The sequence below is a fragment of the Robertmurraya phoenicis genome (genome assembly GCF_047302285.1).
Classification (GTDB): domain Bacteria; phylum Bacillota; class Bacilli; order Bacillales; family Cytobacillaceae; genus Robertmurraya.
This window is the reverse complement of sequence record NZ_CP154845.1, coordinates 3271584-3284208: the sequence shown is the minus strand read 5'-3', so window position 1 is coordinate 3284208 and position 12625 is coordinate 3271584. Positions and strand designations below refer to the sequence as shown.

General features: G+C 36.7%; 12 protein-coding genes. 10 read left to right on the top strand and 2 right to left on the bottom strand.

From position 1 onward, the window contains the following. Positions 1 to 201 precede the first annotated feature (201 nt). A complete protein-coding gene (locus AA0X71_RS16355; protein ID WP_413356377.1) occupies positions 202 to 1302 on the bottom strand; it encodes a metallophosphoesterase in 1101 nt (366 codons plus the stop codon). A gap of 232 nt (positions 1303 to 1534) precedes the next feature. Here AA0X71_RS16355 and AA0X71_RS16350 point away from each other — a divergent pair, with 232 nt between their 5' ends. From AA0X71_RS16350 to AA0X71_RS16305, 10 genes are all read left to right on the top strand, one after another. Next, positions 1535 to 2383, top strand: coding sequence for a MurR/RpiR family transcriptional regulator (locus AA0X71_RS16350; protein ID WP_413356376.1), 849 nt, complete (start codon positions 1535 to 1537; stop codon positions 2381 to 2383). Positions 2384 to 2505: 122 nt separating this feature from the next. Continuing rightward, positions 2506 to 3870, top strand: coding sequence for an ABC transporter substrate-binding protein (locus tag AA0X71_RS16345; RefSeq protein ID WP_413362639.1), 1365 nt, complete (start codon positions 2506 to 2508; stop codon positions 3868 to 3870). A gap of 98 nt (positions 3871 to 3968) precedes the next feature. Beyond that, positions 3969 to 4862 (top strand): carbohydrate ABC transporter permease, encoded by an 894-nt coding sequence (locus AA0X71_RS16340; protein ID WP_413356375.1) that lies wholly within the window; start codon positions 3969 to 3971, stop codon positions 4860 to 4862. A gap of 10 nt (positions 4863 to 4872) precedes the next feature. After that, positions 4873 to 5706, top strand: coding sequence for a carbohydrate ABC transporter permease (locus AA0X71_RS16335; protein WP_413356374.1), 834 nt, complete (start codon positions 4873 to 4875; stop codon positions 5704 to 5706). A gap of 27 nt (positions 5707 to 5733) precedes the next feature. Then, positions 5734 to 6795 carry a serine hydrolase domain-containing protein gene (locus tag AA0X71_RS16330; RefSeq protein WP_413356373.1) on the top strand — a complete coding sequence of 354 codons (1062 nt, stop codon included), beginning with the start codon at positions 5734 to 5736 and terminating at the stop codon, positions 6793 to 6795. A gap of 17 nt (positions 6796 to 6812) precedes the next feature. Then, entirely contained in the window at positions 6813 to 7811 is a 999-nt protein-coding gene (locus tag AA0X71_RS16325; protein ID WP_413356371.1) for an N-acetylglucosamine kinase, read from the top strand. An 18-nt stretch (positions 7812 to 7829) separates the two neighbouring features. Continuing rightward, a complete protein-coding gene (gene murQ / locus AA0X71_RS16320; RefSeq protein ID WP_413356370.1) occupies positions 7830 to 8783 on the top strand; it encodes an N-acetylmuramic acid 6-phosphate etherase in 954 nt (317 codons plus the stop codon). 34 nt (positions 8784 to 8817) lie between these two features. After that, complete coding sequence (locus tag AA0X71_RS16315; RefSeq protein ID WP_413356369.1) at positions 8818 to 9642, top strand: M55 family metallopeptidase; 825 nt, start codon at positions 8818 to 8820, stop codon at positions 9640 to 9642. A gap of 67 nt (positions 9643 to 9709) precedes the next feature. Further along, positions 9710 to 10618: an NlpC/P60 family protein gene (locus AA0X71_RS16310; protein WP_413356368.1), complete on the top strand. Its 909-nt coding sequence runs from the start codon at positions 9710 to 9712 to the stop codon at positions 10616 to 10618. A gap of 114 nt (positions 10619 to 10732) precedes the next feature. Beyond that, the gene (locus tag AA0X71_RS16305) at positions 10733 to 11506 is read left to right on the top strand and encodes a serine hydrolase (RefSeq protein ID WP_413356367.1); all 774 of its coding nucleotides are present in this window, start codon (positions 10733 to 10735) and stop codon (positions 11504 to 11506) included. A 139-nt stretch (positions 11507 to 11645) separates the two neighbouring features. Here AA0X71_RS16305 and AA0X71_RS16300 read toward each other — a convergent pair whose 3' ends face one another. Further along, positions 11646 to 12566 carry an NAD(P)H-dependent flavin oxidoreductase gene (locus tag AA0X71_RS16300; RefSeq protein ID WP_413362637.1) on the bottom strand — a complete coding sequence of 307 codons (921 nt, stop codon included), beginning with the start codon at positions 12564 to 12566 and terminating at the stop codon, positions 11646 to 11648. Between the last annotated feature and the right edge of the window lie 59 nt (positions 12567 to 12625).

Here is a 12625-nt window from a genome sequence, read left to right as displayed (position 1 = left end):
AGATGAATGGTTGATACGAAAGTTGAAGGATACACACTTGAATTGATAAAACGCTAGTATCGTCATATAGAACAATATTCTGAAGGGAGTGAACAATTGCACATAATAAAGAGATGGGAGAGGAATAAGCCCCATCTCTTGAAATCATAATTAGTAAAAAATCGTCATCAACTATAAAAAAATAGTTACGGTCTATAGAAGTTACTCAAACTCGACTTGAATCGTAACGATTTCAGACCTTGTACCAATTCGGATGGGAGGACCCCAAAAACCAAAACCAGATGTTACAACGGAGTGCATTTGTTCTTTTTGCAAATGTCCCCAATCATTTTCATACATCGCATTGGTGATTAGATTACCAGGGAAGACCTGACCTCCATGTGTATGACCAGACACCATTAAATCAATGTCTTCCTGCTCGGCAATGTCAAGTTCATAAGGCTGATGATCCATTAATATGGTTGGTTTAGTAAGGTCAACACCATGCATGAGTGCATTTAAAGGCAGTCTATCCGGATCTATTTTGTCTTTACGTCCGATGAGAGTGAATTGATCTTGGACATTCAAGGTTTCATCATAAAGAACTTGGATGCCACTACGCTCCAAAGCATCGATTAGTTCTTGCATCGTCCCATCGTGTTTATCGTGATTACCAAGGGAGGCATAGATTCCATAGGGAGCTTGAAGATCGGATAATATCAAGTCGATCTTTTGATCGAGGAATGGTTGAACATCATCATCAAAGAGATCTCCTGGGATAAGAATTAGATCTGGGCTAATGGCGTTAACTTCTTTTACTAATCGCTCCGCATGATCCTTTCCTGACAGCAAGCCAAAGTGTGTATCTGCTATCATGACAATATTCAAGCTATTTAGTGATGAAGTACCTTTTTCAATCGTAATATCAAGTTTTCGAACGACAGGGCTGTATGCGTTATAAACGCCATATGTCATAAACGATACGAGTAAACCTAGGGTGACGAACCCTGCCCATTTCTGCGTCTTATGCCTTGGTAGTGAGGTAAGGCGTAAAAGAACGACCGTAATATGAGCAAGAGGGACTAAAAGTAGGAGCATATAAAAGCATGCCATCCAGTAAGCTCCAATAACATTCAGAAAGGTGAGCCCCGACATACGACCGACAATAAATGAACTAGCCGTAAATACAAGGATGAGGATGTAAAGAGTTTTAAAACGCCGGCTTGATGTTTCTGGACGAATCCAGCGAAAACCCACCCAGCCTATGTAGTAAACAATCCCACCATATATCAGCATGGCGAGCAGTAGAATGAGAATGAACATAGTTAATAATAAACTCCTTATTTATTAGTTTCTGTTATTTAGTTTAACAGGACAATGGTATCTAGGACACTTTTTTGCCCATTCGCTGTAGCATTCTTTACTAAGTTGTAAGATTTCTGAAATTTTCGAAAAAACATTGACGTAATTCTCGTATTTTTATAAAATGTAATTAAACTTCATATATTTTATCATTTTTGTAAAGTAATACTACATAAAGAGATAGGGGATATAAATGGAAAACGGGCTAGAGCGCATCAGACAAGGCATGTCTATTTTAAAACCATCTGAAAGAAAGGTTTCTGAGTATATTCTTGATAACCCAAAAGATATATTGCATATGCCAATTGCACAATTATCAAAAAAAGCGAATGCCAGTGAAGCGACAATCATTCGAATGTGTCGTTCGTTACATTTTAAAGGGTACAGTGACTTAAAGTTAAGTATTGCAGCTGCTCTTCCACAAAAGAGTACTATTGAACATAAGTATCAAGATATTTCGGGAAATTCAAGCCTTGCGGAAACGATTTCACAAATAGCTTCCAATAATATATATTCCATCAAAAATACGCTTTCAGTTAATGATGAAGAAGATATAAAAAAAGTTATTCAAGACCTCAATCGAGCTAGAAGAATAGCTATCATTGGTGTTGGTGCTTCAGCGATTGTTGCACTTGATTTCGAACAAAAATTAAAACGCATTAATAAGTGGTGTGAAGCCCTAGTTGACAGTCATTCACAGTTAGTCTCCGTAACGAATCTAAATGAAGAAGATGTTCTATTTGCTATTTCGTATTCGGGAGAAACGAAAGAGATTATTAATACGGTAAACATTGCTAAAGAAAATGACATTGATGTTATTTCTTTAACGGAATATTCCAATAACACACTTCAAAAACTTTCAAACCATAACCTCTTTGTATCTTCAACAGAAAACTTTATTCGTAGTGCCGCAACAGCCTCTAGAATTTCACAACTCACTATTGTTGACATTATATTCACTGGACTAGCATCCATATATTTTGATGAATCGGTTAAATATTTAGATAAAACGAGAGAAGTTATATCAAGGTTTTCTAAATGACTTTCTTTGCAGTAGTATCTACTTTTCATTGGTATTAACCCTGAATTACTATCTATCTACTATTCTTGTAGTGATGAAGGGATTTAATCAAATATAAAAAAGAGGTGTTCAATTTGAAGAGTATGTTTTACAAACGAAGCTGGTTGCTGTTGATTACCGCCCTTCTCCTTTTTGCATTAGCAGCGTGTTCTAATGACACTACATCGGAAGAACCAGAAGCCGATGAACCAGAGACTGCGAATGAAGATGATACTACAGGTATTTCAGGAGAATTAGAAATTCAGTATTTTGTAGGTGGTTATGGGGATACATGGTGGAAAACAGTGATTGAGGACTTTAAAGACGCCTATCCTGATGTAGAAATCATTGAACATTCTGGACCTAATATTAATGAAGAGATGAACACTCGTTGGATTTCCAATGATCCACCTGATGTTGTTTACATCGATGGAAATGGTTCAAACCAAACGCAAATGATCAAGGATGGTCAGCTAATGGATATTAGCGAATGGGCCAAAGGAATTACGATGAAGGATGGAACGTCATTATTAGATAGTTTTATTTCTCCTCCAGACGAATTGGATGGTGGAAAAATATATAGTTTGCCGCTTGTGTTTGATACCTGGGGGGTTTGGTATGATAGCGCTTGGTTTGGAGATCAAGGCTGGGTGGCACCTACTGACTTTGAAAGCTGGCTTGAATCAATGAAACAAATTAAAGCCGATGCTGGAATTGCACCATTTAATACGACTGGGCAATATGCACAATACTTCCAACGAGGAGTATTATATCCTGCATTTGCAGCTGCTGGTGGTGAAGAATTACTAAATGATTTATCTAATGGTGTAATTGAGGCTTGGGAAGGAGAAGAAGTACTAGAAGTAATGAAAAAAGTTCAAGCAATCGTAGATGAAGATTTAGTCGATTCTGGATTTGCAGCTTATAGTCATACACAAGCCCAAATGAACTTCCTACTTCATAAAAATGCATACATTCCAGTTGGTTTCTGGCTTCCAAACGAAATGAAGAATGATACTCCTGAAGGATTGGAATATGGATTTGTTCCTACACCAATGAATGATTCGGGTGAACCAATGGCACTTATTCCAGATATCCGTCCAGTGGCTATCGCGCAAGAGGCTGGTAATCCAGAAGCTGCCAAAGCATTCCTTGAATTCATCTTTACTGAAGAGTACGCACAAAAGTTTGCTGAGTCAACTGGTGCGATTATGAACTTAAAGAATGTAGATTTATCAGCAAACAATAATGTTCCAGAATTCTTAAAAGGAATTAATGAAATGATTAATAATCCAGGACAGATCCAAATTCATAATAGAAAGACACCTGAAGGGGATGAACAAGAGATTTCAGTTGAGATCACCAATGAAATCAAGCTCCAAATTGTTGAAATTCTCATGGGAAGAATTACGGCAGAAGAGTTTGTAGAAAAAATGACCAATACAGCGAAGCAATTAAGAGGCAATTAATAGTATCTGATATTCATAGAAAAGAGAGAGCGTGAAAAAATAATGCCTCTCTCTTCATTTTTCTTAATCTTACTCCGCAAAAGAAAGAGGTGATGGGAGTGGTCCAGTCAAAAAAACAAAAATATCTCTTTTTGACATTCTGCTTACTTCCTACTTTTACCGTATTCTGTATTTTTACAGTCTACCCTATGATAGGTGGCCTTTATTATTCATTCTTTGACTGGTCTGGTATTAGTTCAGTCAAAGAATTTATCGGTCTCAATAACTATAAAAGATTATTTAGCGACGCGGTTATTTCGAAAGCAATTTTTAATGACTATTTTTTCGTCTTTGTAAAAGTCATTGGCATTATGATCTTATCCCTATTTTTTGCCGTAGCACTAACACAACTTCGCATAAAAGAAGCTCCTTTTTACCGAATTGTTTTCTTTTTCCCAAATATCATGTCGGTCGTTGTCATCGGTATTTTGTGGCAATTTATATATGATCCAAATATCGGCATAGTGAATGGATTTCTCAAAGCCATTGGCTTAGAGGATTGGGCGAGACCATGGTTAGGAGATTTCCAGTTTGCCTTGCCAAGTATTGCAGTTCCTGCGATTTGGGCTGGGATTGGATTATTCATGCTTTTGTTAATTGGAGGAATTACAAGTATTCCAAAGACATTGTTTGAGGCAGCTGAGATCGATGGTGCAAGCGAATGGCAACAGTTTTGGAAAATCACTGTTCCTTTAATTTGGCCACAAATTAAGACCTCCATTATCTATATTGTTATTACTTCCTTAAATGGTTCTTTCGTACTTGTACAAGTAATGACCGGTGGTGGACCAGGAATGGCGACCGAAGTATTAGGTTCATATTTATACCAAAGAGCATTTGAAGATTTTAAGTTTGGTTACGGAGCAGCCATTGGTGTATTAATCCTTATTTTGTCATTATTAACCGTTCTTGTTTTACAATTTGTCTTGAAAAAAGAAAAAGTCGAGTATTAGGAGGGTTATATTGAATAAACTTAGAACTTTATCTGGATTAGCAGTAAGAATTCCCTTATTGATTTGGTCCATTATCGTAATATTCCCTCTTGTCTGGATGTTTATTGGTGCGTTTAAAACAAATGCTGAAATATTTGCTTCACCATGGGCTCTGCCTGAAAAGTTCAATTTCTTAAACTTTGTTTCGGCTTGGACGAATTACAATATTGGGACAGCCTTTATGAATAGTTTGTTTGTAACGATTTTAGGTACATTCTTATGTTTAGTTTTTGCCATTCCAACCTCTTATGCACTCGAGAGATTGCGATTTAAAGGAAACGAAATTTTATTAAACACCTACCTTGCTTCAATGATGATCCCTTCCGTGTTAGGGTGGATTCCGTTATTCTTCTTACTTTTAAAGCTTAATATGTTGGATAATTTATGGGCTTTGTCTTTAATCTACGCCGTCTCACATATTCCATTTACCATTTTCATATTAATTAGCTTTATGGGGACAGTCCCTAAGGAGTTAGAAGAAGCGGCCGCCATTGATGGAATGAGCCCGTATGGCATTCTATTGAAAATTGTTACCCCATTAGTGAAATCAGGAATTATAACTGCCTCTATTTTAAATGCCGTTTCTTTCTGGAATGAATATTTTATGGCATTGATTCTTTTACAACAAGAAAGTAAAAACACATTGGGAGTAGCGATGGATTTGTTAAAGACGAATGCTCAGTATCAAAGCGCCTGGGGAGTGCTATTTGCAGGATTATGTATTGCTGTTATCCCTGTTATCATCTTTTATACGGTCTTCCAACGTCATATTGTTAAGGGGATGACAGAGGGTGCTATTAAATAACACGATTTGAAAAGAGGAAGGATAGTCATGGTAAAAGCAAACTTTCAAAAGGTTTCACAATTTATCGAAAAAATGGTATCGGCAGAACATGTTCCTGGTGTGGTAATTGGTGTTACAACGGCTGAAGAAACCATTTATAAACAAGCTTTTGGTTATGCCCATTTTGAGCAAAAAATAAAGATGACGGAAGAGACAATGTTCGATTTAGCCTCTCTAACCAAAGTAACAGCTACACTGCCTTCTATTCTACAATTATTAGAAGAAGGAGAACTAGAGTTAGATGATCCTATTTCTCACTATCTCCCACCATTTAAAATGAATCATCAAGATATCACCGTAAAGCACTTATTAACACATAGTAGTGGTTTTCAACCAGAAATTAAATTTTTTCTCCAAAACATTAGTGATAATGAAACGATTGATACTATCGCACAAATACAGGAAAAGAAAAGACCTGGAGAAGAAGTTATTTATAGTGATTTGAATTATATCCTGCTTGGTAAAATTATTGAAAAAATAGCTGGGGTTTCATTAGTTACTTACACAATAAATTCTCTTTTTGGACCGATAGAAATGAAAGATACATATTTTAATCCACCTCCATTTGAAAAAAAACGTATTGCGGCAACAGAATTTTTAGAATCTCTCCATGACTACCGATGGGGAGAAGTGCACGACGAAAATACGCTACATTTTGGAGGAGTAAGCGGGCATGCTGGCTTATTTTCCACTCTAGGCGACCTCTCTTTATATGCAAGGATGATTTTAAATGATGGTGTGATGCATAAGAAAAGGATTATTTCACCCCAATCCATTGCTTTGAGTACGGACAATTATACAAATAAATTAAATCTCAACAGAGGTTTAGGGTGGGAGTTGTATGACACTCCATCATTTTCAGGTCAATTTTTGCAGGATGGTTTTGGTCATACAGGTTTTACTGGAACATCTATCTGGTTTTCTAAGAAGAACAATTATTCTATTATTCTTCTAACAAATCGTGTCCATTTTGGTCGTGATACGAATATTAGTCGAATGAGAAGAATTATTCACAACTTGATAGCACTTGAAATGGCTGAAGCATACTAAAAAATGAGGGAACGGTCATGCATTTAAAAAATATCACAACTGAAAGATGGATTGCGATTGACGGTGGAGGAACGAAAACGATCTGTGTTATTGGTGACGCTCAGGGGAATATTTTAGCAAAGGCAATTGGTACAACAAGTAATATCCATACGATTCCACATCAAAAGGTATTTATCACCTTAACGGATTTAATTAATAAGGTATTAGAGGATTCTCTGTCAACGTTAAAACAAATTGAAAGTATTCATCTTTGTTTAGCTGGGGCTGATAGAGATATCGATAAACAAATGATAAAAAAACTTTTTAAAAATACCTTCTATGAGCAGAAAATCAACATAAAAAACGACGCACAAGCGGCCCTAGCGTCAGGAACTTGGGGGGGATCGGGACTTTTATTGATTGCTGGTACCGGCTCCATTGTTTATGGGATTTCGTCTGTATCTGGAAAAAGCACGAGAGTTGGAGGATGGGGCTTTCTTCTCGGAGATGAAGGAAGTGGATTTTACATTGGGAAGAGTGCTTTAAAAGCAGTCCTGAAATCTTATGACAATAGAGGACCCGATACGGAATTAACTTCTTTAATATTAAATCACTTTCAATTTCAGCAGGCACCAGAGCTTATCAGAATCTATTCAGATGAAAATATTGTACCTAAAATAGCAACATTATCTAAATATGTTTTTGATGCTGCAAAAAATAAGGATACGGTTGCATTAGAAATTTTGGAGGATGCTGTTAATGAGTTGATGAAATTGGTGGAAGCAGCTAATCAAAAACCATTTGAAAACAATCAAAACGTGCTTGTATTACACGGAGGACTTTTTTCAGATATATTTTTCAAGAATTTATTTATAAAAAAACTAAAATTAGTTTGTAGAAATCTAAAAATCGTTCAGCCTGAAATTCCAGCAGTAGTTGGTGCCTATTTGTTAGGAATAAAAGAATCTGGAATTACTATCAATGAGAAATTTAAAAAGAATGTCAGGCTTTCTTGGGATGAAATAAATCTTCAATAATAGGGATGCGGTTTAAGGATGTACTTAAGAAGCATTTTTAAGCAAAGGAGTTTATATATGGAACTATCAATACTGACAACAGAGAAAAGAAATCCTGCTAGTACGAAGATGGACCAAATGGATACGATGGAAATATTACAAACAATAAATAATGAAGATAAAACGGTTGCTTATGCTGTTGAAACGGTGCTGCCGACTGTAAAAGAAATTGTAGAGAAAATTGTGGACTCATTAAATAATGGAGGAAGATTATTTTACATTGGCTCTGGAACAAGCGGAAGAATTGGAATGATGGACGCTTCAGAATGCCCACCGACATTTTTGACGGAACCAGAAACAGTGCAAACCGTTATGGCAGGAGGAAATGATGCATTTTTTCAGGCAGTTGAGAATGCAGAAGATGATGAGCAACAGGGAGAAATAGACTTGAAATTAAAGCATCTTACTAAAAATGACGTTGTCATCGGAATAACTGCTAGTGGGAGAACACCATATCCTATTGGTGGCATTAAATTTGCAAATAAAATTGGTGCGTTTACAGTTGGACTTTCGAGCAATAAAAACTCACTAATAAATCTTTATACAGATGAAGGCATTGAAGTGGTTGTGGGACCAGAAGTCCTAACTGGTTCAACAAGAATGAAAGCAGCTACAGCTCATAAGATGATTCTAAACATGATTAGTACATCAGTAATGGTGAAATTAGGGAAAGTTTATCAAAATTTAATGGTAGACGTGAATGCAAGTAATTATAAGCTAAAAGAAAGAGCTAAAAGTATTGTAATGGAGATAACAAACCAACCTTATGAAAAAGCAGAAGAAATATTAAATCAAACAAACTACGAAGTAAAACCAGCTATCGTTATGAGTCAAACAGATTCTACTTATCAAGAAGCACTAACAGCACTTCAAAAGTGTAAAGGAAATGTAAGGGAAACAATTAGTTATTTGTTAGATGGAAAATCTTTTTGAATAAAAAACGAATATATGACTCTGGGGGTATTTGATGAAACTTTATATGTCTGTTGACATGGAGGGAATCACCGGATTAGTAGATTACACGCATGTTGACTCAACCAAACATAATTATGAGCGCTCTCGTCTCATTATGACTGAAGAAGCTAATCATGTTATTAACACAGCTTTTGAACAGGATTGTAAAGAAGTAATCGTTAATGATAGTCATTCAAAGATGAACAATCTATTAATTGAAAAGTTACATCCTGAAACGCAGCTTATCAATGGAGGAGTGAAACCTTTTTCGATGGTTCAGGGTCTAGATGATAGCTTTACTGGAGCTTTTTTCTTAGGCTATCATGCTAGAGCTTCTCAACCTGGTGTTATGAGTCATTCGATGATATTCGGAGTACGTAACTTTTACATAAATGATGTGATAGTAGGTGAATTAGGGTTTAATGCGTATGTTGCTGGGTACTATGGGGTCCCAGTAATAATGGTTGCTGGTGATGATCAAGCTGCTAAGGAAGCTAAAGAGCTCATTCCGCATGTAACTACTGCCATCGTAAAAGAATCGATTACAAGATCGTCTATCAAATCTCTTACACCTGCGAAAGCAGGAAAACTTTTACAAGAGAAGACGAAAATCGCCATTCAAAATAAAGAGTTAGTGAAACCTCTTACTCCACCAGATCATCCATTATTGAGGATTGAGTTTGCTAATTATGGGCAAACTGAATGGGCGAACTTAATGCCAGGGACAGAAATTGAACCAGGAACTACAACTGTTCGTTTTCAAGCAAAAAACATTTTAGAAGCATACCAAGCAATGCTTGTCATGACTGAGTTAGCTATGCGAACAGAATTCTGTTAGAGAGTGAGGATATGACGACAAAATATTTTGTAGCATGTGTTATTAAGCTTACAAGGAGGAATCATTCATGGGTAGCAGATGGGTTATTAATGTACCTGTTGCGACGGTTTGGACTTCTTTTGATTCGCCACGAGATATTGACTTGAAAGCAATATCAAACCCTATGGACATTGAAGGCTGGCTTCAGGGGTTAAATTATGAACAATTATTACATTTATGCGATGAGAACCGAGTTCAGACACAAGGTTTGTTTGGTGAAGAGGTTTTAGTAATAGATGAAATAGATGGTTGGGCACATGTAATTTTAGTAGACCAGCCTTCATCAAAGGATGTCAGAGGATATCCAGGCTGGATTCCCAAAGCTCAAATAACGATGGTAGAGAGTTGGGATAGTAAACCGGCTTCTATAGCGGTAGTAAAGAGTAAAAAAGCGATACTTTTTGGAGAAGACCATCAGCCATCATTACTATTAAGCTATCAAACAGTATTACCAGTTATTCGTGAAAATAATGAATGGATTTATGTTCAAACTCCAATCGGGAAGTGTCAATTAAAGAAGGAAGACGTTGAGATCGCTCCTTCCTTTGCTGAAAGGAAAAAAGGAAACGGTCATGAACTTGTAGCTGCAGGAGAGCAATTTCTAAATCTGCCATATCTTTGGGGAGGAATGAGTAGTTTCGGTTATGATTGCTCAGGGTTTAGCTACAACTTGTGTAAAGCGAACGGTTATCAAATACCAAGAGATGCCCATGACCAAGCTAAATCTGGAAAATCGGTAGAGTTAACTGAAATACAGCCAGGTGACCTCATCTTCTTCGCTTATGAAGAAGGAAAGGGGAGTATCCATCATGTTGGTATATATTATGATGATGGAAAAATGATCCATTCACCAAAGACAGGAAAAACGATTGAAATTATTGAGATAACAGGGAAAATTTATGAAAAGGAGTTATGTGCAGCAAGCCGTTATTGGTAGATTCGGAGAATAATTGAAAGAAAATAGTATTGCTTGAAGAGAATAATTCAAGCAATACTATTTTCTTTCTAAGCATCAGATGATAATTTGAAAAATAAATCAAAAGGAGAAAAAATGGAGCATTTAGAAGCTGTTATTAGAGAACAAATAGAGTTTTGTTCTGGACGTATAAGCTGTTTGGTTGAAATCGGAGATTGGACTTATGAGCATAATGCCAATAGAATCTATTCGTCTGCAAGCCTTATCAAAATCCCAATACTAATAGATGTGTTTCGGCAATATGAAAGAGGAGTATTTGATTTAGCCGCTACTATTTCTTTTAAAAAGGATATGATTGTCGGAGGTTCAGGTGTTTTACAAGCACTAGATCATTCAACATGGACGATTAAAGACCTAGTAACATTAATGATAATCGTTTCGGATAACACCGCAACCAATCATCTAATAGACTTATTAGGAAAGGATTCAATAAAGAACTGCATAGAGTCTCTTCAGTTAATAAACACTAATTTTCAAAGAAAAATGATGGACTTGAATGCACTTGAGCGGGGAAGAGATAATACAACAAGCGCATCAGACATAGTTCGGTGTTTAAAATGGATCGACGGAAATGGTTTTTTATCACAAGAAAGTTGCCAAACGGCCAAATCCATTCTTCAGCAGCAACAATTTAAAGGCAAAATTCCTGCGTTAATGGATGCAGAAAAAATCTATGTTGGTAGTAAGACGGGTGAATTACCCGGTGTTGAACATGATTGTGCCATTGTAAGCTGTAATGAGAAGACTGCTTACATAGCAATCCTCATTGACCAAATTCCTAAAGGAAAAAACTGTTCACAAATGATGCAGGAAATTGGGAAGGCTTTATATGAGGAGATGATTAGGTAGAATATGGTTTTATACGTACATACAGTGTTAATGTTGATGAATTAAACTATGTTGGAAAAGGGACCCAAGGGTAGCTCCTTTTCCAACTAAAGAAGATAGGTATCTTATTTGTCTTTTTGCCAGTTTTTTCTTAAGTTAACTAACAAGCTTCATATTCAGCAATTATGTTGTCTATAATCGTTTGCACAGGGAGAATGTCGTTTATCTCTGAAACTCTTGCTCCTGCAAACACGAGCCCATTTTCGCAATCTCCATTCATCGATGTTACTAAGGAATCCATTGTACAAAATCGATACGAGCAATTCTTCAGGCAATCAATACATTTCTTAATTTTAACTTTTTTATCACCAGCTATCTGTTCGGTAAAATGGTTCTTAATTGCACGACCTTCTAGTCCGACAGTTGTTTTCACCATGACGATATCTTCTTGTTTTGCACGAACATACTTTTCTTTAAAGGATAAGGGGGCGTCACATTCATTACTTGCTACAAATCTAGTCCCCATCTGAACACCAGAAGCTCCCATCTGAATCGCTCGGGCGATATCTTCTCCTGACATGATTCCACCAGCAGCAATGACGGGGATTTTTACAGCAGCAACGACCTCTGGTAAAATATCGAATAATGGTCTTTCAGTTCCTAGATGTCCACCAGCTTCATGTCCCTCTACAACAACAGCAGAAGCACCGAGTCGTTCTGACATTTTTGCAAGTCTTGCTGTCGAAACGATTGAGATGACTGGTATGCCGGACTCTCTGCCCCAGCTATACATGTCTCTTGAGATACCAGCTCCAGAAATAATGAAATCGACTTTTTCCTCGATCGCAACCTTCATTTTTTCAGCAAAATCATTCATCGCAAAAAGAACGTTGACCCCAATATAGCCTTGATTCTTGATTGATTCTCTCGCCTTTCTGATATGCAATCTCAATTCCTCAATACTAATTCCTGTTCCAGAAATAATGCCAATTCCACCAGCATTCGCAACAGCTGATGCAAGACCACTTAATGAAATGCCTACTCCCATTCCGCCTTGTATGATCGGAAGTTTCGGCATCATATGTCCAATTTTTAATTGTGGAAAATTCAAAAGAAAACCCCATTTCTCGTTAATTTGAT

What these genes read in the sequence shown, in the direction of transcription:
- AA0X71_RS16345 (WP_413362639.1), top strand. Translation starts at nt 2,506, where the DNA reads ATGTTTTACAAACGAAGCTGGTTGCTGTTGATTACCGCCCTTCTCCTT.
- AA0X71_RS16330 (WP_413356373.1), top strand. Translation starts at nt 5,734, where the DNA reads ATGGTAAAAGCAAACTTTCAAAAGGTTTCACAATTTATCGAAAAAATG.
- AA0X71_RS16325 (WP_413356371.1), top strand. Translation starts at nt 6,813, where the DNA reads ATGCATTTAAAAAATATCACAACTGAAAGATGGATTGCGATTGACGGT.
- AA0X71_RS16355 (WP_413356377.1), bottom strand. Translation starts at nt 1,302, where the DNA reads ATGTTCATTCTCATTCTACTGCTCGCCATGCTGATATATGGTGGGATT.
- AA0X71_RS16315 (WP_413356369.1), top strand. Translation starts at nt 8,818, where the DNA reads ATGAAACTTTATATGTCTGTTGACATGGAGGGAATCACCGGATTAGTA.
- AA0X71_RS16310 (WP_413356368.1), top strand. Translation starts at nt 9,710, where the DNA reads ATGGGTAGCAGATGGGTTATTAATGTACCTGTTGCGACGGTTTGGACT.
- AA0X71_RS16300 (WP_413362637.1), bottom strand. Translation starts at nt 12,566, where the DNA reads ATGATGCCGAAACTTCCGATCATACAAGGCGGAATGGGAGTAGGCATT.
- AA0X71_RS16305 (WP_413356367.1), top strand. Translation starts at nt 10,733, where the DNA reads ATGGAGCATTTAGAAGCTGTTATTAGAGAACAAATAGAGTTTTGTTCT.
- murQ (WP_413356370.1), top strand. Translation starts at nt 7,830, where the DNA reads ATGTACTTAAGAAGCATTTTTAAGCAAAGGAGTTTATATATGGAACTA.
- AA0X71_RS16350 (WP_413356376.1), top strand. Translation starts at nt 1,535, where the DNA reads ATGGAAAACGGGCTAGAGCGCATCAGACAAGGCATGTCTATTTTAAAA.